Source organism: Paenibacillus sp. D2_2 (genome assembly GCF_031199965.1).
Lineage (GTDB): Bacteria > Bacillota > Bacilli > Paenibacillales > Paenibacillaceae > Fontibacillus.
The window spans coordinates 894,474-918,199 of sequence record NZ_CP133605.1; the positions used below are offsets into that span (position 1 = coordinate 894,474).

Genomic DNA, 23,726 nt, shown 5'->3' on the forward strand with positions numbered 1-23,726 from the left:
TATTTATCCGTTTTGAATTTTAATTATTTGCCGCGCCGTCCGAAAATGAAGATTTGCCCAAGCAGTCCAATGATAAAAATGATCAGGCTCTGCCAAGGAGTAACGGTGAAGGATGGCATAATGCGATTAAGCAGCAGGCCTACTGCAATGACGGCCAGTGCGATGATGATATAAATGCCGAACGCTCTTATATCAAACAATTTACGCGGCCGCATCGGATCTGAAGTCTGTTCCACTGGCTTCACACTATCGTCCTCTTGCCCCGGTCCGAGAAAACGGGTAATGAATTCGATTAATACGATGGCCAGACCTGCAATTAGCAGTAGTGTGCCACTGTTGATGGTAGTGTTGGCTAGTTCCCCTCCAAACCATTTGCCGAAAAAGCCGGTAATCATAAAAATGAAGAATACCCAAGTAATTGTAGCCCATGGGATCATAATGTAATATTTAATCTTTTCTTTTAAAGTCCGGGGCTTGCGCATTTTGACATCATCGATGAGCCTCTCGCAGTATGCCGCGGCACTCGCTTTGAATAATTGCTCGGCGCTGACGCCCTTTTGCTCATGCTTGACGATCTTCTGGGCCAGGTAAAGCAGAAGCTCTTCCTTCCTGGCATCACTGATTTCTTCGTCTTTGTGGATGTACGTGCTCATTTCCTTAAAATAAGCTGCATTCTCCCGGTTCATTTGCTGGCTGAGTCGTTCGACTCTAACCGCCCTCTCCTGAGTGTTCAATCAAGACCCTCCAACTATGCTGATATTGTCCAATAGTATACGGCAAATTTTGATCGATTCGCAAGGGAAGGGATGCAAACGTAAGAGAAGAGCCCGTGATTAGATGAAAATATAGATCGTATAAGACTTTTTAAATAATGTACTTATTTTTTAATTATAGTATAAATTTTATATTGAATTTATTTATTAATAATATATAATGTACTCATTATTAATTATAAGTACATTTTGGAGGTTGGAGTATATGGACGCGATCTCGGTATCTGGTCTGTCGAAGTACTATGGCAAGAAGATCGGTGTAGAGAATGTCGACTTTACAGTGACAAGAGGAGAGAAATTTGGGTTTATCGGTCCGAATGGCGCCGGCAAGTCAACGACGATTCGAATGCTGATGCAACTCCTGCACCCATCTGGTGGAGAGATCTCTCTCTTGGGTAAGACGCTAGGCAAGGAGAACCCAGACATTCGAAGCAAGATTGGTTATTTGCCTTCTGAGGTGCAGTATGACAGTGATATGAACGGACATCAGGTACTTAAATTTGCTGCCCTAGCTTACGGCTTGAATCTGAAGGATACGATGGGGCTGGAGATTGCCGAGCGTCTGCAGCTCGATTTGAGCCGTAAGGTTCGTGATTACTCCCTCGGGAACCGCAAGAAGCTGGGAATTGTGCAATGTCTTCAACATCGGCCGGAACTGGTCGTACTCGATGAGCCAACATCGGGTCTGGATCCGCTCATTCAACATGAGTTCTTCAATCTTCTGACTGAATTGAATGAGCAAGGGATGACCATATTCTTCTCAACTCATGTCTTGTCCGAGGTAGAGAGATTCTGCGATCGGGTAGCTTTTATCCGCGAGGGCCACTTACTGCGAGTATCAAGGGTGGATGAGATTGCGGAAAGATTGATTCGCAAATTTACAGTTGCGTTTCGTGAGCAGGGCAATTTGATAGAACGGCTTGGGCTGAATAAGCTGGATTCGGATGCTAAGTATGAACATGGAGAGCATATTTTTCAGGTGTCGGGTCCAATCGAGCCTGTTCTTCAGCTGCTGGCCGATGCAGGGGTTAATGATCTTCGCGTAGAGCGGCCTTCGTTAGAGGAAATATTCATGCAGGACTATTCTGTGCATGCAGGGACGGATCATCCGCACACCGACGAGATTCATTCGACAGGTACAGATACGGTTAAGAAAGAACATCATCACTTCATGGAGAAGGAGGGAGAGCAATGAGGGGAACTATTGGAAATTTAATTCGTAACGAATGGTGGATAAACCGGCGTAATTTCCTGATTGCCCTTGTCGTTATTCCTGGCTTTCAGATTCTATTCTCGGGAGTTGCGAATATCTTTCTCCAAAATACGGATATGGTGAAAATGGTGGAGATGATTCCTTCCGCCATGATGGATGCATTCGGCTTTTATCCTGAGCTGATGACTACTTTTGAAGGCTGGATGAGTAGTGAGCCGCTTACGTTCTATTTAATGCTATTTGGAGGATTTGCAGCCGTGTGGGGTAGCTTGACAATTGCACGTGAACGGAGCAGCAAGACACAGGATTTCCTGTTCTCTTTACCCTATACGCGTCTACAAATATTTATGTCTAGAGTACTAGCACAACTGGTACAGATGTTAGCCGTCTTTCTTGTTACACTTGTCTCTGTCTATCTCTTCGGCTCTTTGCTCAGTTCGATAGCCAAACCTGAAGTTATTCTCATTATGATGTTGTCCGGCTTACTGATCGCGATGGCTTTTGCTGGTATTGGATATATCTTTACTGTGCTGGTACACACGGAACGGGGGCAATGTCTGTCAGCGTCGGCATCGTTATGATCTCTTTTTTGCTTAAAATGCTCTCCGGACTCGATAGCTCCATATCCTGGTTGTCGAAATTAAGTTTATTTAATATATTTGACAGCCTTAGGATGGCAACTGAATCGTATCTCTCCTGGACAGGAATAGCTATCTGCTTACTGGTTTATTTTCTTGGAATTGCTCTTGGTGCAATTATGCTCCGACGGCAGGACATTTAGTTTATAATATAAGTGTGTGTTTAAAAAGTACGGTTTTCAGCACCGAGAAGGTTGGATGAAGCTAGGGGCTGAGGAGCGGAGCGTACGTAGTTGGTACGTGAGCACCGGAAGGCCCGGCTGAATTCAAGATTCGAATGTCGAATATGCTCCCAGCGTTACTTCGTGATCAAAGGGGGACTTTTTAAACAACCTCTATAAGTACTATTCAACAAAGGGGGCGTTCTGTCCGTGGTTAACGGAAAAAAACAACAAATCATTCGGACGGCACGCAAGCTGTTCTTCGAGCAGGGGATTGTCAGTACGAGTATGGATCAGATCGCTGAAGAAGTGCCTGTCTCGAAAATGACTATTTATAAATATTTCGGCAGCAAGGATGGGCTGATCGAGCAGGTCATTACGATGATCAATGAAGAGACGCATGCGGATTTTACTCAGATGATGGAGAAATCCAATGACGCGATTGAAATGTTGCATCATATGCTTCTTTATCAGAGGATGAGTGACTACTCAGCCGAATTTATCAATGACCTGGTCTCTGTATACCCGGAGTATACTCGGCAGATGATTGAATATAATGAACAGAAGAATATGCCGCTGTTCGAGGAGATGGTGTTCCGCGGCCAGCAGAATGGACATATTCGCAAGGATATCTCACCGCATCTGCTGGTGCTGTACCTGTCTTCGATGAAGGAATTCATGGCCAAGCCCGGCCGGCTTGAGCCATTTACGAATATGAATGTGCTTGCAGATCAATTCATATCGTTACTGATTCATGGTATTTCAAATACGCCAGTTATGACTGAACCTCCACATGAATAGGGATTATATTTGTTCACACTGAGTTGAATAATGTAGCGCAGGGCACCGCTTTGAAGCGGTGCTTTTTTTGTATTTTTCGTGAACATCGCATAAAAAGAGACCAACAAGACGAAACTACATCATCACAGAAATTTGTCAAACAGGAGGAACGTATCCATGGAGAACGAAGTGGAATTAACACGCCGTTACTTGCTCAACAGTCATTCACGGGGGAGTCTGGAGGAAGTCGTAAGCGAGGATGAGCAATTGGAGCTGGTGGATGGCCGAGAGTCCTCGGTCCAGTCTTCAGAGGATATTACTCCGTCGCTGTTTGAAGAGGAACAGGCAGGGAAAGAGAAAATTGCAAACTACCTCAGGCAGTACTATAGCTAACAATTGACACCTTGTTATTTACGATGATAATATAAAACCAATAATTCATATTAAAATTATCGGATTTATATTTATCGCAGTAACGGGGAGGAATAGAGATGGAACGGCAAATCATCATTCAGCATGAGACTGAGGAAATCGCGGCGAGTGTTCACTACCCGGTCTTGGTAAAAGCGGAGGGACGGTGCAAGAACCGTACTCCATTGGTTATCATTTGCCATGGTTTCGTAGGTAGTCGAATCGGTGTTGACCGATTGTTCGTAAAGACGGCACGGGAGTTGGCGCAAGCAGGATCTATGGTCGTTCGCTTCGATTATATCGGCTGTGGGGAGAGCAGTGGCGATTATGGCCGAGAGAGTGTAGATTCCATGATTGCACAGACGCGAGACGTCCTTGATTATGCGCTCGGGCTTGGCGATATTGATCCAGAACGGGTGACGTTGATTGGCCATAGTCTGGGCGGGATGATCGCTTTGCTGACAGCTGCCCGTGACCGGCGTGTAAAGAATCTGGTCCTATGGTCTGCCGTAGGTTATCCATTCAATGATATCGTCAAGATTACCAGCCGCAAGTTGTATGATGAAGCGATCATGAAGGGCAAGGCCGATTACTTGGGATTTGGTCTTACGCCGAATTTCTACGATTCGCTCGCTGCTTACCAGCCTTTTCAGGAAGCCAAGAAATTCTCCGGCGATGTGCTCGTCGTCCACGGGACATCTGATGATGCAATACCGGTCGATTATGCCTTCTTGTATCAGAAGATATTTTGGTTACGCCCCGAAGGTCGCTGCGATAAGGAGATTATATTCCAGGCGGATCATACGTATTCGAACGGGGGGCACCAACAACAGTTGATTCATAAGACGAGGGATTGGCTTGGTGAACTGGAGAATACCCAACGTGAGTGGCAGGACTGGACTATTTAATAGTGTGTTCAAAAAAAACAGCTTCGTATCAAAGGTGTTAGCGGGAGCTAGGCTAGTAAATACCGTCAAGTAGGGATACAATGAAGTTGTAACCATTCTGGTGCCCTGGAGGTATGTACAATGACTCAGCCAGCAATGTTTGTCGCGCACGGGTCCCCTACACTAGCGATTGAAGACAACACTTATACCCAATTTCTGAAGCAATTGGTCCAGCAATTGCCGCGTAGACCCAGGGCTGTCGTCGTGTTCTCAGCCCATTTCGATTCACCTGTTCAGGCAGTAAGCAATGATGATGTGCATGAGACGATGCATGATTTCTATGGATTCCCGGAAGAAATGTATGGTATACGTTACCCTGCATCCGGAGATCAGGAACTAAGCAAGCTAATTGAAGGCTTGTTCGCAGAGAATAATTTGCCGTACGAATTGTCCTCGGGAAGAGGACTGGATCACGGAGTTTGGGTTATTCTTCGTGCGATGTTCCCGAAGGCAGATATACCTGTAGTTGAGTTGTCGGTGGATTCCAGACGATCTCCTGCAGAGCAATATGCGATTGGCAAAATGTTGACCCGTCTACGTCAAGAGAATGTACTTGTCATTGGCAGTGGCGGTTTAGTGCATAATTTACGGCTGCTGGAAGCTGGAGCCTCCGCTCCTGCGGACTGGGCGGTGGAATTTGATGAGTGGATCAGCGAGCAGCTGCGAGCTTGGAATCTGCGGATATTGTTCGACTTTGAGAGGAGAGCTCCGCATGTGCGGGAGGCGGTTCCTTCTTACGCTAATGAGCATTTTGCACCCTTGTTATATGCGATGGGAGCCGCAGATGATGAACGTAGAGCGGTGAAGCTGTTCCAGGATTACCAGTACGGCAGCTTAAGTCTGAACTGCTGGGTATTCGGTGGATCGATACGTCCATTAGAGGAATGAGAACATCGATAGATGTAAAATGATAAACTGTGTTGATATATGGCTATTTATGCGAACAAATCGCTATAAGGACTGTCATCATGATCGTTGGATCATGATGACAGTCTTTTTTGTCTTTTCCCGGCGGGTCCATCAACGTATAATAGAGGAAACTAGAGCTAATAGAAGAAAATAATGGAGGAATTATGAAATCTCATCTATCCAGAGTTAGTCTATCCCTGCTGTTAGCGGCATGCTTGCTACTTGTACCCGCATGCGGGAAAGGAAGTAATCATGCATTGAACGAGGCGGAACAACAGATCCCTAGCGGAGATGTTCAGGAACCACCAGCGGAACAACCGGAAGCACAAGTTTTATACAAAACGCCCCTTACCGGAATGCCACTTGATGAGCCAACTACGCAGAGACCACTTGCTATCATGGTGAACAATGCTCCCCAAGCAAGACCTCAGTCCGGATTAGGAGAAGCGGATATCGTGTATGAGGTTCTGGCGGAGGGAGGCGTTACCCGGCTAGTCGCAATATATCAAAGCGGCGGCAATGTGGCCAAGATCGGTCCAATCCGCAGCATACGTCCTTATTTGATTGAGCTTGGCGAGAGCTATCATGGCATAACGGTTCATGCCAGGTGCCAGCAATGATGCCTTCGCTATTTTACAACAGCAACATAAAGATGATTTGGACGAGATTACAAATGCAGGCCCTTATTTCTGGCGTGATAAGTCGCGGAAAGCACCACATAATCTATACTCCAATTTAGAGAAGCTACTCGAAGGCGCTGAGAAAAGAAATACTCGATCCAGGATACCGAGATTCCAGCCTATACTTTCCGTGATTCAAATGATCCGGGAGAAGGTGATCCGGCAACATCCGTAGAGATTAAGTTCCAGCTTGAAAAATATAGAGTATCCTACGTGTATGATGCGGAGAGCAAGTTATACAAACGCTATATTAACGGTGATCCGCATAAGGATCTGGACACCGGGGAACAGTTGACCTGCTCGAATGTGGTCATTCTCGGTACTGAACATAAGGTGCTTGATGATGTCGGACGTCTCAGCGTTAATCTGGAAATGGGCGGGGAGGCAATCCTGCTTCAGCAAGGTAAGGTGATTCGCGGTAGTTGGATTCGTAGAGCAGATGATGTGATCCGTATCATTAAGGACAATGTCGAGGTTCCATTTTACCCTGGAAAAACATATTTCAATATCGTTCCTAACAAGCCCGATTTCGAGAGTCATATTAAGCTTGAATAGTGATGGTTGTGACAGGGCTTTATTGGATCAATATGGATACGCCTATGGATGAATATGGGGCTTTAAGGATAGAGCTGGGAACGATGGGGCAAAAATATTATATATAGGTGAAATGTTTTCGACAAAATGATCTATACTATCCTAAGTTATGATAATATATTGTGGGTTAGTAATAGGAGTGTTAGGGGCATAAACAAACGTAAAGAGAAGAGAGGATACCAAATGCGAGTTAAGAAGAAGGATATCTTTTTCCAGACGTTGGAGAACATGGCGGATACGATTGTACAATCGGCCGATTATTTCGCCCAGCAGGTCGCGGAATTTAAAGACGTAGATCAATTCGCGAAAAAAATGAAGGAGCTTGAGTCGCAGTGTGATAATTACACACACACGATTATCGTGGAACTGAACAAGACGTTTATAACTCCAATCGAGCGTGATGATATCATGCAGCTTACGACTACGCTAGATGATGTTATGGATGGTCTCGAGGCTACGACATCCCGCTTCTTCATGTATCATTTACATGAGCCGGACGAGCATATTACAAGCTTTGCCGAGATTTTGCGTAACTCTGCATATGAAATTCAAAAGGCGATTCATCTGCTCTCACAGAAAAAATTGCTCGCGATTCGTGAATACACGATTCGATTGAACGATCTGGAGAATCAGGGTGATGAACTGCTTCGGATTTGTATCAATGAGTTGTTTGCTAAAGTAACAGACCCAATCACTCTGATCAAAAAGAAGGAAATTTACGAGCGACTTGAGACAACGACAGATGCCTGTGAGCACGTTGCTAATACGCTTGAATCTATAATTATGCGCAATTCATAAGATTAAGCTACTTATTTGAAATTCGGGAGGTTGGAATTGCGCGGATCCTGTAAAGAGAATACTCCATCTGTGCAATAATATAAAAACATGGATACGAGTCTAATAATTATTTTTGTTGTTATCATACTGGCGTTAGGCTTCGACTTTATTAACGGCTTCCATGATACAGCCAATGCGATTGCAACATCGGTCTCTACCAGGGCCCTGAAACCGCGGACGGCGATTTTGATGGCTGCCGGAATGAACTTCCTCGGAGCCTTGTTGTTTACCGGCGTTGCGAAGACTATCGGTGGGAGTGTAGCGGACCCTTCCACACTAGATAATGGTCTGGAAGTATTAATTGCTACACTACTTGCGGCTATTATCTGGAACCTGATCACATGGTGGTTCGGCATACCGTCTTCCTCCTCACATGCCCTTATTGGTGCATTGGCTGGTGCGGTATATGTCGGAGCTGGACCGGATAAGTTGAACTGGGGCGGTTTTACCAAAATCGTTGAGGCATTGATTATTTCCCCATTCCTTGCTTTTGGGATCGGCTTTATTGTGATGAAGATTCTGAAATGGATCTTTGCCAAACGAAGCCCGCATACAGTCAACAAAGGATTCCGTTCCATGCAGGTGATAACAGCTGCGATTCAGAGCTTCTCTCATGGTACGAACGATGCCCAGAAAGCGATGGGGATCATTACATTCGCACTTGTAACGGCCAAATTCCAGGATCATATGGAAGTGCCGCTCTGGGTTAAGATTGCTGCCGCGTCAGCAATGGCTCTCGGTACATCTCTTGGCGGCTGGAAGATTATTAAGACGATGGGTACGAAAATATTCAAAATTGAACCGATCAACGGTTTTGCAGCGGATCTCTCATCGGCCTCGGTTATTTTTGGGGCGACTCTGATTCAATTGCCAGTCAGCACTACGCATGCTATCACGTCATCCATTCTTGGCGTTGGCGCTGCGAAACGGTTCAATGGAGTTAGCTGGGGGCTAGCCGGTCGAATTGTTATTGCTTGGGTGATTACGATTCCAATCGTGGCTGTACTTGCAGGTTTGATCTATATCGTATTGTTCTAAAGATAAAGCGAATATCAATGACGCCAATCTGCTGCAGGATTGGCTTTCTTTGTATTCTACTGCATGGTGCGGGAGGTTATGGTCTATGATTCGCGTGATGGGGATTACGCATGATCATCAGGTAAGAACGAATATAGCGTTGGAAGACATTCATAACAGACAGAAGTATTTATGGAGTTGGGTCGATTTTGGCCAGCCAACGGATGAGGAAGCAGAACTTCTAGGTTCTTTCTTTCAATTCCATCCACTAGCCATCGAGGATTGTATGCTACATGTCATGCAGCGTCCCAAGATTGACTTCTACGAAGATAATGATTTTCTGGTGCTGCATGCGCTTGACCCGGACACGTTGGAGCTTGTCGAGTTGAATCTGTTCATCGGCGAGAACTACATAGTATCCTTCCATCATCGGGAGCTCCAAGAGATCGATAGTGCTTGGGAGAGCATTCAGAGCCGGGCGCTGAACCGGAAAATGTGGGAACGCGGCCCTTTTATCGCTGCTTATTTGGTAATCGACAATCTGGTCGATCAATATTTCCCTTGCGTCTATGCGGTGGAGGATGAGCTGGACGAGCTTGAGAAACTGGGTAGTCGCGAGTCGATCGAGCAGCTGATGAATCAAGTCTTCGATCTGCGGAGCAGGCTACTCAAGCTGCGTAGAACGATCGTGCCGATGCGCGATTTAATGTATCATATTCTCAATTCGAAGCATATTCAGTCGCAGAAGGAAGCAGGAGCGTACTTCTCAGATATCTACGATCATCTGCTGAAACTGTCGGAGATGGTTGAGTCTAATCGTGAGATGACGGCAGATCTACGCGACTCTTATCTATCGCTTAACTCTAACCGGATGAATGCCATTATGAAGACTTTGACTGTCATCACTAGTGTATTCATGCCGCTAACACTCATCGCCGGCATTTATGGTATGAACTTCGCTATTATGCCTGAGCTGCAGTGGAGATACGGATATTTCGGCGTGCTTGGATTGATGGCCGTGTTAAGTATTTGGATGATTCTCAGCTTCATGCGACGAGGCTGGTTCAAGTAGGAGAGGTAGTTGTATAGCTTTAGCTTTGAAGACGTCATTTCTCACTCAACGGGAAGTGATCGTCTTTTTTTGTGTAGTAGGATAGTGTTGATTTATTTTTTGTATGGTTAGATAAATGTCCACTATTCAAGAGCTCTTCTGGCATACGATGACATCATATACAACTGTATCATTAAGGAGGAGGACCACTTGAAGATTCGTAAGGCGATCATACCGGCAGCAGGTTACGGAACGCGTCTTCTTCCAGCAACCAAAGCAATGCCCAAGGAAATGCTTCCGATCATAGATAAACCGACCATCCAATTTATTATCGAAGAAGCGGCTGCTTCCGGAATCGAGGAGATTCTGATCGTCACTGGGAAGGGCAAGGTCATCGAGGACCATTTCGATTCTGCGCATGAGCTCGAGTATTTCCTGGAACAGAAGGGGAAGTTCGAAGAGCTCCGAAAAGTGAGAGAGTTTATTGGTCTGGCAGACATTCATTATATCCGCCAATCCGAGCGAAAAGGGCTGGGCCATGCGATTCATGTGGGCAGAAAGTTTATTGGGGGAGAACCTTTTGCTGTGCTGCTTGGAGATAATTTCTTCGAGGCAGAGCCTCCGGCACTGAGACAGTTGATCGCAGGATTCGATAGGTTCCAGACTTCCATCTTGGGAGTTCAGACGGTAGCCGAAGATAAGGTATCCAGATACGGGATCGTCGATGCCAAGCCATTGATTGAAGACTTCGCCTATGTCGACCAATTAATTGAGAAGCCTCCGATAGGCACGATCGCTTCGCGTCTAGCTATGGTAGGACGTTATATTCTTACCCCATCCATCTTTGATATTCTGGAGAATCAGCCACCCGGTGTAGGAGGTGAGATTCAGCTTACCGACGCGTTGAACCGTCTCCTAACCAGGGAAGCGGTCTATACCTGTGAGATCAACGGTCGATGGCATGATGTTGGAGACCCACTTGGTTATCTTAAGGCCATCCTCGCGATTACAGGACATTGTGGAAATCTGAAGAATGATCTGCAAGAAGAGGTAAATATGCTGCTGCAAGTTGATAAGGATATCCCTAGTTCCGAACAATAACTAAAAGAGGTAGTTCAAAAAGTCCGCTTTTGATCACGAAGTAACACTGAGAGCATATTCGACATCGAATCTTGAATTCAGCCGGGCCTAAGCAGCCACTTACGAAGTCATGTTTCCTACGGAAGCATCTCAGGTGCTCACGTACCTACTACAAGTCTATGCTTACGAAGTCGTTTTCTACGAAAACGTGTAGCTCCGCTCCTTTCGTCCCTAGCTTCTTTCAACCTTCTCGGTGCTGAAGACCATACTTCTTGAACACGTACCAAAACTACGTTTGATCCGTATTTCAAGCTAATAGACCGTGAGAATAACAAGTACAGCAAAGTGAGCTGCGTTATTTTCTAAAAAACCAGGGAGGTGTTAAGCATAAATGGTTGAATTGGCTTTAGCTTTTAGAGATCAGGATGGAAATTATGCAGAACATGCAGCTGTCGTTCTTACATCGGTCTTCCGCAATACAGATGCACAGATTACCGTTCATATTCTTCATGACGAGACGTTGACCGACTTGAATAGGTTAAGAATTACACAGCTGGTTATGGCTCATAACCATACGGTTCACTTCTACCCTGTATTCTTGCCTATTGACTTAGCCGAATTAGTGGATGGGGCTCAATCGGTTACTACATGGACCCGGGGAGCATGTACCGTCTGCTCCTGCCTTCTCTGCTTAATGTCAACAAAGTCATTTATCTGGATTGTGATGTGTTGGTAAATCTGAATATTCAAGAGTTGTGGAATTTCGATTTGAATGCTTACTATTTAGCTGCAGTCAGAGATCTAGGTGCTGTAGCACTCGTCGACATTCTTTCGTCCTTCGGTTTGAATGCACTAACTTACTTCAATTCAGGCGTTATTGTATTTAATCTGAGCAATATCCGCCAAAATACGAACTGGTATGTGGATATGCTGGGATTCCTGCGGCAATATCCCGGTACGACCTTGCCAGATCAGGATGTGCTCAATCACATTTTCGGTAACAACTATTTAGAGCTGGATGGGCTGTATAATGCCTTCAGCATCAACAATCCGGAACTTGATATCAATCATAAAATTGTGCACTTTGCTGGCGAGACGAAGTGGTGGGATCCTGCGTCCCCGGGCTTCACCCTGTATCAGGAATATCTTAATCTAACACCTTGGAGATTGCCTGAGTCGCACTTTGCAGGGCTGGCCCAGTCCGTAGTACCTCAACATGAGACTCGAACGGATCATGGAGATCCAGCAGTACAAGAGGGGGCTATGCTTCCCGTACCGCCCCTGGAGCATGAGGAGAAGCACCCAGCGCAACCTGTCCACCCTATAAAGAAGGCACGTCTGAAGCGTTCTAGGCGTCTGCTGAGACTTAAGAAATTGAGGGAATTAAAGGAACTGAGGTTGTTATGGCGTATCCATCAGGGAACTCTAAAGCAGCGTAAATACCGATATGGCATTATGAGAAGAAAAATGCGGAATTCTTATCCGGGTAAAATGATGAATACAAGGAAAAGTCGGCAAGTCATAGTGAAGCGACGGAGGAAGGTCAATAGAACTGCTTTACAGACAGTACACTACCGGACTAAGAAAAGTCTGAAAAAAACGAATGTACACAAGGCAGAGCGGGTGACTTCTCCCTTCTTTACAAGCCAAAAAGGGAGAATGAAAGAAGAGCGCCCCTTTTTATGACGATGTAACAGGTCGGACCAAGGATCTCAGATTCCGTGATAGGGTGGGCTGAGATCCTTATTATATATAACAGATACGAATGAAAAATAGCTGCCGAGACTTCTCGACAGCTCTGCTACTCCGTAATAAATGGAGTATCCAAAAAGGCTATTTCTGCAGCGAATAGTCCTTTTATGAATTTAACGGCGACGTTTGACTGGTGCTTTCCCACTGCGTGAACGGGAAGAGGAGCGCTTACCGCCTTTTTTGCTGCTCTTCTTGCTGCGGCGTGGTCTGTATTCGTCCAGCTTGTCGGCGTTGCCTTGCTTTTTGGATCCTGGAAGCAGGCTGGTGATCATTTTGGCCATCGGCGCGAACTGCTGAAACGTCTGCATCATACTTTGTACCTTGCCCATCGTGGCCATAATTCCGTCGATTCCGCCCATGCGATCAAGCATGCCTTTTAGATCGCCGAGATTGGGAAGGGAGAACCCGCCTCCTGACTTGGCGGCCGTAGTTGTAACAGCGGGTAGCGGATCGGCCGGCGGTGAATAAGGAACAAGCGCAGAAGCTTCGACGATCTCGGTTGGGTCGGAATCAAACGGCGTAATCCCCGGATAATTGTGCGAATAGGGATACGAATGGGGCGTCGCACTTCGCCGTGGAGGAGTGTAATGCGGCATCATATCACTTTCCTTCTCAAGTATTGTGTCAGGAAGTGGTAAGCAGCACCTGCAGCTTCTTCCATTCCTGGTTATGCATATAATCCGTTAGTGTGACTAAGATAGTTGTTTAGTAAATAGGCATTTGCAATAATACAATGTATGTATCTACCCATATTTTCGTCTGGACGAATGTCACGGTTTTGTGGGCATTTGCGGAAAATGGGCGTTCTTTCTGTGATGCGTGAAATCGTTAATGCTTGAAAAAGATCACCTTACTCGGGTACAATGGTGGTGTGGTACAGTAACGGTAGGGATGATGATCCAGTGCAACTTAAGAAGTTGAATGATAAGACGATCGATCAATTGTTTGAAGCGATACTTTCTTTGAAGAATGTTGAGGAATGCTACGTCTTCTTTGATGATCTTTGTACAGTTAACGAAATTCAATCGCTCTCCCAGCGTCTGGAAGTAGCGAGAATGCTTGGCAAGGGATCTACATATAATCAGATCGAAGCTGAGACTGGAGCCAGTACGGCAACGATTTCGCGTGTTAAGCGCTGTCTTAATTATGGTAATGACGGGTATAAAATGGCGCTTGAGCGCATCAACCTGTAACTGTGAAGATAGGGCCTTTGGCACCACAGGATTGGATAGTCGGTCAGGGGGCATGTGACGTGAGGAATTCTCGTTCTCTGGGGAAGCCCGGAGTACTTGTTATCAGTCACGGGTCCCCCGATCCGGACTGGGTAGCCTTTGTAGATGAAGCTGTCGCGGGTGCGGCAGATGAGCTGCAGGAAGATATCCCAATCGTATCCTCCTTCTTGAGATCGTGGAAGGGCGTTTGATACAGGACGGAATTGATCAGTTAGAAAATATGGGAGTGACGGATATGATCGTCATTCCGTTATTTGTCTCATCGGGGAGCACTCATATCGATGAGATTTCATATGCACTTGGTATTAAGAGCACGCCGGAGAAAGAGACGGATCTAGAGCCTTTTTCTTTAACCGCCCGCGTGTTTTTTGGCGATCCGATCGACGACGACCCCATTGTGGCCGAGATAGTCTGGGACAAGGTGAAGGAGCTATCGATAAAGCCCGATCGGGAGGTTCTACTTCTTGTCGGGCATGGCAGCCGGCATGAGAGCTTCCGGCAGCGTTGGGAACGGGGAATCGCAGGGTTATCCGCCCGCGTTGGCAATCTTGGCCGGATGGCAAATGCCGATTATGCGCTGCTAAGTCCTGATAGCTTGCGCAGCAAAGTAAGCTACTGGCAGGAGGATCGGGGCTATGAGGTTATCGTTGCTCCACTCTTTTTAAGTAAGGGCTATTTTACCGGTACAGTGATTCCAGCCCGGTTAGAAGGGCTTGAGTATCGTTACTCCGGAGAGGCATTGTTGCCACATTCCAAGTTGTCCCGCTGGATATATCAGCAGATATTGAATATAATGGGATCATTGAAATTATGAAAAACAGGTGGCGTTCAAGTAATGAAAAGAGCTAGGCTTATCTATAATCCCACTTCCGGAAGGGAAGAAATGAGGAGATTGCTTCCGAATATTCTAGATCGGCTTGACCAGGCCGGTATAGAGACGTCTTGTCATGCGACGACTGGAGATGGCGATGCTACACGTGAGGCTGCTGAATCGGTGCAGCGTGGCTATGACATCATCATCACTGCCGGCGGAGACGGGACGTTGAACGAGGTCGTGAACGGTATGGCAGGGTATGAGGATTTGCCGCCATTAGGTATTTTTCCGCTTGGAACGACCAATGACTTCGCGCGGGCGATGAAGATTCCGAAGCGCTGGGAAGACTTCTGTGATCTGGTCATTGATAATAAGACGAGACCGATAGACATTGGCAAGGTGAACGGACGACATTTCATTAATATCGCTGGTGGCGGCTCTCTAACAGAATTAACATATGAAGTTCCGAGCCGTCTGAAGACGATGATCGGCCAGTTGGCGTACTACATGAAGGGGATTGAGAAGATGATCAACCTCTCGCCAACGGAGCTGGTTATCCGTGCTGAAGGAATCGGCGAGGTCGAGGGTGAGTTCATGATGTTCCTGATTGCGAACAGCAACTCGGTTGGCGGCTTCGAGAAGCTTGCGCCGGACGCCAGAATCGATGACGGCTTGCTTGACGTCATTGCCGTGAAGAAATGTAATCTGGCGGAATTCATTCGCCTGGTCACGATGGCTCTGCGCGGCGATCATTTCAATGATCCGCGGATCATGTACTTCAAGACCGAACGGATGGAGGTCACCTCACCGGGTCATGTCCTGCTCAATCTGGACGGTGAACTCGGCGGCGAGCTTCCAGGCGTATTCGAGATTTTGCCGCGACATTTGCATATTTTTGCGCATGAGTAATGAACTAGAATATCTGCAATACTGCGAATAGAATACCGGTAAAACTGCACTTTTGCAGTAATTCTTAGTCAAACCCTATCTTCCTCCGTAAAAAGATGTATTTTTACAGGAATTGTTGCCTAAATTGTCTTGCAGCGCGCAAAATGAGAAAGATTATTCATTTGATTTGAACACTTTGTATCGATAGGTGTACAGCAGTGTTCTGAATTGTTCAAAAAGATCGATTATAATGTCAGGTTCCCCTGCCTTGTCGGCGGGGGTTTTGCATGAAATGAGAGAATGTACATCGTACATGAAATAGACTTAACTTGGAAAGAAGTGAAGTGGTAGCCATGAAGAAACAGCGGGATCGGGCAAGAGGTATGAAGGCGAATACAGGTAAGAAAGAAGAGCTAGCTGGATTGCCAGTTGCCAAGAACGAAGAGGTAGTTATCGACATCATCGGGATGAACCATGACGGCGAAGGCGTGGGTCGTGCTGAAGGCTACACGTTGTTCGTTGCAGGGGCACTCCCAGGTGAGCAGGCACGGGTTAAGGTACTGAAGACAAAGAAGCAGTATGGCTATGCCAAGCTGCTCGAGCTACTTCAGGCCAGCCCTCAGCGTGTAGCGGCACCTTGCCCGATCTATCATCAATGCGGTGGCTGCCAGCTTCAACATTTGAGCTATACCGGCCAATTGGAGTGGAAACGCCAGCATGTCGTGGATGCATTGGAGCGGATCGGGAAGTTATCGGTGGCGAAGGGGGAAGGGAACCAAACTGATTCAGCTCCTATTAAAGTGTTACCGACCCTTGGCATGTCCGAACCGTGGCGCTACCGCAACAAAGCCCAGGTACCCGTAGGTGTGACAGATGGAGCGTTAGTCGGAGGATTTTATGCCCGCAGCAGTCATCGTATCATCGATATGGAGACCTGTCTCATTCAGCATGAGAGCAATGACGATGTAGTGGCTCGTGTGAAGGAGATCGCCCGTCGTCTTGGTATTTCCGCCTATGATGAAGAGTCTGGGCAAGGCTTGCTTCGTCATGTTGTCGTGAAGGTGGGCTTCCGTACGGGGGAAATGATGCTCGTCCTCGTAACAAATGGGGACAAGATACCACGTGTTAATGAGTGGATCGAAGCCATCCGCAATGAGATTCCAGCAGTCGTAAGTATCTGCCAGAACGTAAATAAGAGACAGACGAACGTCATTTTTGGTGATGTAACCCGAGTTCTGTGGGGTAGTGAGACGATTTATGATTACATTGGAGACGTGAAGTTTGCGATTTCGGCGCGTTCTTTCTATCAAGTTAACCCTGTACAGACGGAGGCTTTGTACGGAAAAACCGTGGAATATGCCGGACTCAGTGGCAAGGAGACGGTGATCGACGCATATTGCGGAATCGGCACCATTTCATTGTTCCTGGCTCAGCATGCCGCTAAAGTGTATGGAGTCGAAATTGTACCAGAAGCGATTGAAGATGCTCGTCGTAACGCTGAGCTGAACAGCATGGAGAACGTAACCTTTGAGGTCGGTGCCTCGGAGGATGTCATCCCTGCCTGGAAAGAGCAAGGCATCGAAGCCGACGTGATCGTCGTCGACCCACCGCGTAAAGGCTGTGACCCTCGCCTGTTAGACACGATTCTCGAAATGAAGCCGGAGCGGGTGGTTTATGTATCGTGTAATCCTTCGACCTTAGCGAGGGACCTGAGGGTGTTGGAAGATGGCGGATACCGCACCGTTGAGGTGCAGCCTGTGGATATGTTCCCGCATACGGTTCACGTAGAATCGGTCGCTTTGTTGGTGAGAAATGGTACAATATATTAAAAACCTTATATTTGCCAGGTTTTTTCGATGTAGTACAGATTCAAAATATTAGTATTACAGTGATCAGAATATAGGCTTTATGTAAAATTGATGTAAAAGTCGATCAGAAATCAACCCAAATGAACCGAAGACGCCAGGAAACTCCTGAGCGTCTTCGTTATTGTCCTTGTGCGGCTTTAGATGTAAAGAATGATTCGAATTTATCAGCTGCTGCTTGGTCGGCAGTCCGGAGAGCGTGGCCGTAAATGTTCATTGTTGTGGTTATGCTCCCGTGTCCAAGCCGCTCTGAAATGATTTTAGCATGAACGCCTTGGTTAGTCAGAATTGTAGCCGAAGTATGCCGAAGATCATGGAATCGGATGTACCGGAACCCATTTTTCTTAACGAACTGTCGAAACCAAAGATATGGCCGTTCATGATGGAAAGATCGTCCATCGGGATGTGAAAAAATAAAGAACCAATCGCCGCCGCGCAAATCATCCCCAATGTCATTTCGTTCTTGCATTCGAAACTCGTAATATTCTTTTAGCTCTTTAAGCATAGAACTCGGTAAAGCAACTTTCCGAATGGATTTTTTTGTTTTTGGCTGTTTTACAATGATTATACCTTTAAAAGCATGAATCATGGTTTGCGAAACATCCAATACCCCAGTGTTGAAATCAAGATGTTTCCATTCAAGGCCGAGCAACTCGCTCCGTCGCAAACCAGATGTAAGTGCCAATGTAATCATGATTCTCCAGTGATAAGGCTCAGATTGCAATGCTCGAAGCATCTGTTCTACTTCAGCTTCGTCGTAAGGGATGAGCTCCTTTGAAAGGACTTTTGGTTTTTGCACGTCATCAACTGGATTTCGCTTAATTATTCTCCATTCAACAGCACGTTTGAGTATGTTTTTTAAGCTGCGGTGCTGAATTTCGATTGTTCCAGAGGCTAACCCTCCGCTTTTTTTATCTCCGCGGCTGCCTTCCTTTTCAAGTTGATCAAGAAAATTAACGATATGAAGTGGTTTGATTTCATCTAGTCTTAGATGTTGAAAGTACGGAAGAATTCGGGTCTTTAGATTCGAGTCGTAAGTATACAGTGTCTTGTATCCCAAATGTTTTAAACCGAAAGCTCAAAAAGAAGTACAATAAAAAGCGTTATTACCGAATTATGCGTGCTCTTGGACTTAAGGCCATTATTCGCAAGAAGCGACCGCACTACGTGAAGGCCTCTGAGATTCATGTAGCTGAAAATGTAATGAACCGTAACTTTAAGGCCAATGCACCTAATTCAAAGTGGAGCACAGATGTGACAGAATTGAAGTATGGAAATGGTCGTAAAGCCTATTTAAGCGCCATTATTGATGTATACGATAACTCTATTGTTTCATGGGTATTAAGCCATTCCAACAACAATAAACTCGTGATGGATACGCTGAAGAAGGCTTACGAGAAGAACCCTGGTGTAACCCCACTTCTCCAAAGCGACAGAGGCTTCCAGTATACATCTCATGAGTATAATCGACTCCATATAAAATACGGGTTTATGAAAAGCTGCATTTAAGGCTTTTCTGAAAAAGGAATCTGGTACTTATTGTTGAAATTTGTATAGGACATTGGTACTGGAGGTATTAAAAATTGAAAAAAGATGCTGACTGTATAGTTACAATTGATTCTCAAGACACTCATAGTGCCGTACCTTCATGGAGTGGGTACGATTTTCAAGGGCAAGTGGCTATATATACTTCGTTATGCTTTCTAAATAGTTTAGATCTAACCACAGCAGACATATACCAATATTTTCTGGAAATTGAGCATCTCGAAGATTTTTCAATAAAGCAAAACGCTTCTTATTTGTCTATTCACCAAGTTAAATCGTATCAAACAACATATCATTTCAGTTCATACAAAGAAGCAGTTTTAGAATTGATGGGTAAATGTGCAAAGTACGATGGCATAGTCAGGGGCAATTTACACACCACTTGTTTGATAGAAGAACCAACAAGAGAGGCGTTGTTCAATCTTTTAAAGGACTATAATCCTACTACAAAAATCGAAAAACTAAACGGCTATAAAAAGTTGTTGTTCGAACATCAAAAGTTTGACGAGGTTTTCGACAAACTTACTTATAATAAAGGGATAGATCTACCTTATGATCTCGTTGTTAATATTGATGAGATTGGAGATAAGATCAAAGAACAGTTAGCTATCTTCTACTCACGTAACTCTCACTTGTTTGATCAAGAGAGTCTAACGTTAATTAGCTCGTCGGAAAATATTAACTATATATACCATAATTTGCAGGCTGAACTTGATGATTGGATTATCAGGAACCATAAGGGAGTTCTTGAGGAGCCTATGATTGCGTTCAATGTATTTTTTGAAATATTAATAACAAAGAATATTTTTCAATTTTCAAATAAAACTGCAGCAGGTTTATTGAAAGATTCTCTTAAAAAATGTTTTGCAGAGTATTGCGAAGATCACGATATCACTCTAGAGACTAATCCTGAATGTGCAAATTGGGAGAACAGTTGGAAGTATATTCGACAGTTAAATGATGATGAATTTATTCTACTGTGTAAAAAAATCTCACCTAATATTGTTATTAAGAGTGATACTATAACGTTGTTGGAATACAGAGAATTATTAAATAGCCGCGGTGTTAAAGATGCGCTAATACATCTTACTTTGGAAATTGGAAAACTATCATTAGAGCTTACGGATGTAAAGAATGTATTTGTTTTAAACAAGTTAGGAAGTCATCATTTAATTTCCACAATAAGTGATTCCAAAGCCCCTAGAGCTGTTGGCAATGTTAGCAAGAGGATAATTAAAAATTTGAAGCATAATAACCAGCTCTCTCATTTATTATTTGATATACATAAAATAATCACCACAGATCTTGAAGGCACTTTTGAAGGTGAAATATTTGACGTACAGGCTACTTATCAAAAAGAACAAGGAAAATCAATTGAAGTTAAAAACTCCGTTACAGTACCCAAAAATTGGAGTTTATTAGTGTAAAGCAAGCTAAGGAGGATTTGCAATGAGAGAAGTTATAAGGAATATATTTGAGGAAATGGGTTTTCTAATTGATGAAGAGTTATTAAATATTGATGATGCTTTTTACACAGAACGAACATCTGACAATAAGTTTGACTTTTTTGTTGTGTTATTTCAAAAAGCAGAGGAACTTAACGTAGAAGTAAATAATATCACCTACTTCCTAAACTTAATAATCGAAAATAAACAGAATTACATGGGGCTTGACAAAAATTTGACATTATTAATGCTGTTAGAATGTGATTCGATAGAACAGCAAGAAAATGTTAACTCAATGATATTTGATATTGAAGAAGATCCGTATGATTTTAAAAAATATGTACTACCATATACTACAGGTGAAGTAAGTGAATTGAAAAAAAATGTTATCAATAGTGGGCTATCTACTGTTAGGTATATTGAACAGAAGGTATTTGATGTTCAATTATTTTCTGACTTTAAAAGACGTGTAAATTCGTTATCAGTAAAAGAATATGAATTAATCACTAAATTCTTTATCAAGTTACCCTTTCTTAATTTGGATATAAGAACTCAGGATTTTCTCGATTTGTCTAAACTTATACAAGATGAAATACAAGCTGAGGATAAAGATGTATGGAATCAACTACTGAATCTGTACCAACAAACTGACGAGAGCACAGATTTGTCGGCGGAAGAAATTTTGAATTTTATGGAGGCTGACAAACTTGAATAATTACTATATAAGCAGGATTTATCTAGAGAACTTTAAAGCTATTGATAAAGCAATGATTAATTTTGAAGGAAGAAATCTTAACGTTTTAGATGGCCCTAATGGGTTTGGGAAGACCACTATTTTTGATGCAATTGAGCTAGTTTTGACTGGTGCTATACGAAGAATTAATTCTAACAAGATTGCTTCAACTAATAGAGGGTATTCGGATCATCTTCTAAGCAAAAACCAAAATAAAATTACAGTAATTAAATTAGAGTTCAATTCAATAGTTGAACCATCAAGTAGAATAATACTTGCTAGAGCACTTTATCCCAGCAACTTATCAAGTTTACAGAAACGACCAGGAGACTTCGGAAGCTATAAACTTTATATACTAGATGATATTGATGAACAAATATCAGAAGAAAAGTTAGTTGAATCAAATAAATTGAATGAGTTATTTAATCTAAACAAAATAGAAGATAATTTTATGTTGTATCACTACGTTGAGCAAGAAGAAAGTGGTCATTTTTTTAAGCAAAACGAAAAGGATAGAATGAGTGCTATCTCTAAGCTTTTTAATATAGAAAATGAGATATCTCAAAAGAACTTTATGGAAAGAACAAGAAATAAATTGGTGAGACGTAAGAATGATATTGATAGGACTGTTAAAAAGGAAGAGGCTCAAGATAATGAGAAAGGTAAGGAACAGCAACCAGAAGTGCCTTATCTACCGCTTATTGCTGAGGAAGGTATTCGAATAAACTGGGATCAAAATGATCTCCCTGATCTAAGTAAAGAAATGAAAGAAGAATATCTTACTGAATTGGATAACTTGAAATTACTTGTTGAAAACTATTCTGATTTTAAAATAGAGCAAAAAAATAAAGAACTAGATAATGTGTCAAACAGTACTGAAAGGTTAAAGGCTTTGATAATATGCAGCCACTTTTCAGATAAGCTGAATGAATTGGAAAATCGATATAAGGAGCAAAAAGAATTAATTAATATTTTGGAAATAATTAAGGGAAGGGAAATCATAGATAAAGAAGTGAATTGGAACATTGTAAGCGATACAGTTGAAGGATTCCAAGCAAATGAGATAACGACAAAATTATCCCATTTAAAGAAGGTTCACAACAGTACGAATAATATGTCAAAGATCATTGATCAAATGAATAGCTCCAGAGAGCGACTATCTAACTTATTTAAAGACTATCTAAAGAATAATGAGACGAAGGATAATTATTGTCCGTTATGTGGTTCTAAGAAAGAGACCTATGAAGAGTTGATCTCTGATATCGAACTAAAAACAGCAGATCTTAAATCCGAATTAGATGGGGCAGCAAAGCAAGTATCAAATGAATTAGATACTATTTATCTTAATTACTTAAATGATGCTGTACAAAAAGTAGAAATTAAACTCCAGTCTTCAACAGTAATCAAAGAAGAATTTTTGGAGCAACTAAGGTCTTTGTCTAATGTTATTCCGGATTACAACAAGGCCGTGGAGTGGTTTTCACAAAATCAAATTGATTTAAACCCGTATATTAACCAAGAAGAAAAGTTTGTTCATGATTTGGATGAAAGAGTTTCCAATCTAAGAAGAGATATTCTTGAGAAAAAACAACCTGTAAGTGACCAATGCAGAGATAATATGAAAATTCTTCTAAGATTATATACTGATCGATTTAGTAAAAAGGATCATGTCTTACAGGGGATATCGCTCACGAATATTGATAATAAAAAGTCATACATAGAGTACCAATACTATTTACAAATGAATAAAGCTTATATGAAAATAATAAAGTTAAAGAATGAGTCTGCTAGACTCGATATAATCATTTCGTCTATTACAAGAATCTTAGTGCTATACAACAATAAGATCAACACTTATCGTGGAAAGATGATTAGCGACATAGAGATACCTTTCTATATATATAGCGGAAAGATTATTCAAACTCATCAACGAGGAATAGGTGTATTTATTAAGGAAGAAAGAGAAGGTCAATCTACTGATGAAAATCAATTAAAGGCGATCAACTTTGTACCACCAGAAAAAACGGATCATGATATTGTACATTCATTTAGCTCTGGGCAACTGGCTTCTACGGTTATTGCTTTTACATTGGCGTTACATAAGGTTTACAGCAAAAAAGGAATTTCAACATTGCTTATTGATGACCCTGTTCAAACGATGGATGAAATGAATATGGTATCGTTAGTAGAGCTATTACGTAATGACTTTCATGACAGGCAAATCATTCTTTCTACACATGAAGAGAAGGTATCCTTGTACTTGCGGTATAAATTTTTTAAGTATGGCTATAGTGTAGGGAATGTAAATGTGAAAGATGAGCTTTATAGCACAAAATAGTTTGATTTTCGCTGACCAGTTTG

Annotated in this window: 25 protein-coding genes and 1 pseudogene; 23 read left to right on the forward strand and 3 right to left on the reverse strand. The window is 43.4% G+C overall.

Features of this window, described 5'->3' with window-relative positions:
- Window positions 1-23: 23 nt before the first annotated feature.
- Complete coding sequence (locus RE628_RS04315; RefSeq protein WP_309157574.1) at window positions 24-734, reverse strand: hypothetical protein; 711 nt, start codon at window positions 732-734, stop codon at window positions 24-26.
- 244 nt (window positions 735-978) lie between these two features.
- On the opposite strand from RE628_RS04315, the gene RE628_RS04320 reads away from it, so the two are divergent.
- The 15 genes from RE628_RS04320 to RE628_RS04390 all read left to right on the forward strand — a co-directional run bounded on the left by RE628_RS04320 (window position 979) and on the right by RE628_RS04390 (window position 12,777).
- Window positions 979-1,968 (forward strand): ABC transporter ATP-binding protein, encoded by a 990-nt coding sequence (locus RE628_RS04320; RefSeq protein ID WP_309157576.1) that lies wholly within the window; start codon window positions 979-981, stop codon window positions 1,966-1,968.
- Window positions 1,965-2,567, forward strand: coding sequence for an ABC transporter permease (locus tag RE628_RS04325; RefSeq protein ID WP_309157578.1), 603 nt, complete (start codon window positions 1,965-1,967; stop codon window positions 2,565-2,567). Before RE628_RS04320 ends, RE628_RS04325 begins: the two co-directional genes overlap by 4 nt.
- A gap of 428 nt (window positions 2,568-2,995) precedes the next feature.
- The gene (locus RE628_RS04330) at window positions 2,996-3,586 is read left to right on the forward strand and encodes a TetR/AcrR family transcriptional regulator (protein WP_309157579.1); all 591 of its coding nucleotides are present in this window, start codon (window positions 2,996-2,998) and stop codon (window positions 3,584-3,586) included.
- Window positions 3,587-3,742: 156 nt separating this feature from the next.
- The gene (locus tag RE628_RS04335) at window positions 3,743-3,958 is read left to right on the forward strand and encodes a hypothetical protein (RefSeq protein ID WP_309157580.1); all 216 of its coding nucleotides are present in this window, start codon (window positions 3,743-3,745) and stop codon (window positions 3,956-3,958) included.
- Window positions 3,959-4,056: 98 nt separating this feature from the next.
- Complete coding sequence (locus RE628_RS04340; protein ID WP_309157581.1) at window positions 4,057-4,884, forward strand: alpha/beta hydrolase; 828 nt, start codon at window positions 4,057-4,059, stop codon at window positions 4,882-4,884.
- A gap of 120 nt (window positions 4,885-5,004) precedes the next feature.
- On the forward strand, window positions 5,005-5,811 hold the full coding sequence (locus tag RE628_RS04345) for a DODA-type extradiol aromatic ring-opening family dioxygenase (RefSeq protein WP_309157582.1): 807 nt from the start codon (window positions 5,005-5,007) through the stop codon (window positions 5,809-5,811).
- A gap of 185 nt (window positions 5,812-5,996) precedes the next feature.
- The gene (locus tag RE628_RS04350) at window positions 5,997-6,452 is read left to right on the forward strand and encodes a DUF3048 N-terminal domain-containing protein (RefSeq protein WP_309157583.1); all 456 of its coding nucleotides are present in this window, start codon (window positions 5,997-5,999) and stop codon (window positions 6,450-6,452) included.
- Complete coding sequence (locus RE628_RS04355; RefSeq protein ID WP_309157584.1) at window positions 6,433-6,687, forward strand: DUF3048 domain-containing protein; 255 nt, start codon at window positions 6,433-6,435, stop codon at window positions 6,685-6,687. Before RE628_RS04350 ends, RE628_RS04355 begins: the two co-directional genes overlap by 20 nt.
- Window positions 6,688-6,689: 2 nt before the next feature.
- A complete protein-coding gene (locus tag RE628_RS04360) occupies window positions 6,690-7,067 on the forward strand; it encodes a DUF3048 C-terminal domain-containing protein (RefSeq protein WP_309159363.1) in 378 nt (125 codons plus the stop codon).
- 222 nt (window positions 7,068-7,289) lie between these two features.
- Window positions 7,290-7,904 carry a DUF47 domain-containing protein gene (locus RE628_RS04365; protein ID WP_309157585.1) on the forward strand — a complete coding sequence of 205 codons (615 nt, stop codon included), beginning with the start codon at window positions 7,290-7,292 and terminating at the stop codon, window positions 7,902-7,904.
- Between the two features lie 87 nt (window positions 7,905-7,991).
- A complete protein-coding gene (locus RE628_RS04370) occupies window positions 7,992-8,981 on the forward strand; it encodes an inorganic phosphate transporter (RefSeq protein ID WP_309157586.1) in 990 nt (329 codons plus the stop codon).
- Between the two features lie 85 nt (window positions 8,982-9,066).
- Complete coding sequence (gene corA / locus RE628_RS04375) at window positions 9,067-10,032, forward strand: magnesium/cobalt transporter CorA (RefSeq protein WP_309157587.1); 966 nt, start codon at window positions 9,067-9,069, stop codon at window positions 10,030-10,032.
- A 189-nt stretch (window positions 10,033-10,221) separates the two neighbouring features.
- Complete coding sequence (gene galU, locus RE628_RS04380) at window positions 10,222-11,112, forward strand: UTP--glucose-1-phosphate uridylyltransferase GalU (protein WP_309157588.1); 891 nt, start codon at window positions 10,222-10,224, stop codon at window positions 11,110-11,112.
- 370 nt (window positions 11,113-11,482) lie between these two features.
- Window positions 11,483-11,827, forward strand: a complete 345-nt coding sequence (locus RE628_RS04385) for a glycosyltransferase family protein (RefSeq protein WP_309157589.1) — start codon at window positions 11,483-11,485, stop codon at window positions 11,825-11,827.
- A complete protein-coding gene (locus RE628_RS04390; protein ID WP_309157590.1) occupies window positions 11,755-12,777 on the forward strand; it encodes a glycosyltransferase family 8 protein in 1,023 nt (340 codons plus the stop codon). Before RE628_RS04385 ends, RE628_RS04390 begins: the two co-directional genes overlap by 73 nt.
- A 179-nt stretch (window positions 12,778-12,956) precedes the next feature.
- On the opposite strand, the gene RE628_RS04395 is transcribed toward RE628_RS04390, so the two are convergent.
- The gene (locus tag RE628_RS04395; RefSeq protein WP_309157591.1) at window positions 12,957-13,214 is read right to left on the reverse strand and encodes a hypothetical protein; all 258 of its coding nucleotides are present in this window, start codon (window positions 13,212-13,214) and stop codon (window positions 12,957-12,959) included.
- Between the two features lie 531 nt (window positions 13,215-13,745).
- On the opposite strand from RE628_RS04395, the gene RE628_RS04400 reads away from it, so the two are divergent.
- The 4 genes and pseudogenes from RE628_RS04400 (at window position 13,746) to rlmD (ending at window position 17,606) form a co-directional block, all read left to right on the forward strand.
- Window positions 13,746-14,036 (forward strand): YerC/YecD family TrpR-related protein, encoded by a 291-nt coding sequence (locus RE628_RS04400; protein WP_068778211.1) that lies wholly within the window; start codon window positions 13,746-13,748, stop codon window positions 14,034-14,036.
- A gap of 77 nt (window positions 14,037-14,113) precedes the next feature.
- A pseudogene (locus tag RE628_RS04405) lies at window positions 14,114-14,889 on the forward strand (sirohydrochlorin chelatase).
- 21 nt (window positions 14,890-14,910) lie between these two features.
- Window positions 14,911-15,798: a diacylglycerol kinase gene (locus RE628_RS04410; RefSeq protein WP_309157592.1), complete on the forward strand. Its 888-nt coding sequence runs from the start codon at window positions 14,911-14,913 to the stop codon at window positions 15,796-15,798.
- Between the two features lie 332 nt (window positions 15,799-16,130).
- A complete protein-coding gene (gene rlmD, locus RE628_RS04415; protein WP_375143095.1) occupies window positions 16,131-17,606 on the forward strand; it encodes a 23S rRNA (uracil(1939)-C(5))-methyltransferase RlmD in 1,476 nt (491 codons plus the stop codon).
- 157 nt (window positions 17,607-17,763) lie between these two features.
- Here rlmD and xerC read toward each other — a convergent pair whose 3' ends face one another.
- On the reverse strand, window positions 17,764-18,702 hold the full coding sequence (xerC, locus tag RE628_RS04420; protein WP_309157593.1) for a site-specific integrase: 939 nt from the start codon (window positions 18,700-18,702) through the stop codon (window positions 17,764-17,766).
- 56 nt (window positions 18,703-18,758) lie between these two features.
- Between xerC and RE628_RS04425 the strand changes: the two genes are divergently transcribed.
- The 4 genes from RE628_RS04425 (at window position 18,759) to RE628_RS04440 (ending at window position 23,703) form a co-directional block, all read left to right on the forward strand.
- Window positions 18,759-19,151, forward strand: coding sequence for a DDE-type integrase/transposase/recombinase (locus RE628_RS04425; RefSeq protein WP_309157594.1), 393 nt, complete (start codon window positions 18,759-18,761; stop codon window positions 19,149-19,151).
- 74 nt (window positions 19,152-19,225) lie between these two features.
- Window positions 19,226-20,614: an ABC-three component system protein gene (locus RE628_RS04430; RefSeq protein ID WP_309157596.1), complete on the forward strand. Its 1,389-nt coding sequence runs from the start codon at window positions 19,226-19,228 to the stop codon at window positions 20,612-20,614.
- 22 nt (window positions 20,615-20,636) lie between these two features.
- On the forward strand, window positions 20,637-21,347 hold the full coding sequence (locus tag RE628_RS04435) for an ABC-three component system middle component 1 (protein WP_309157597.1): 711 nt from the start codon (window positions 20,637-20,639) through the stop codon (window positions 21,345-21,347).
- The gene (locus RE628_RS04440) at window positions 21,340-23,703 is read left to right on the forward strand and encodes an AAA family ATPase (RefSeq protein WP_309157598.1); all 2,364 of its coding nucleotides are present in this window, start codon (window positions 21,340-21,342) and stop codon (window positions 23,701-23,703) included. The genes RE628_RS04435 and RE628_RS04440 overlap by 8 nt, the downstream gene beginning before the upstream one ends.
- The last annotated feature ends 23 nt before the right edge of the window (window positions 23,704-23,726 follow it).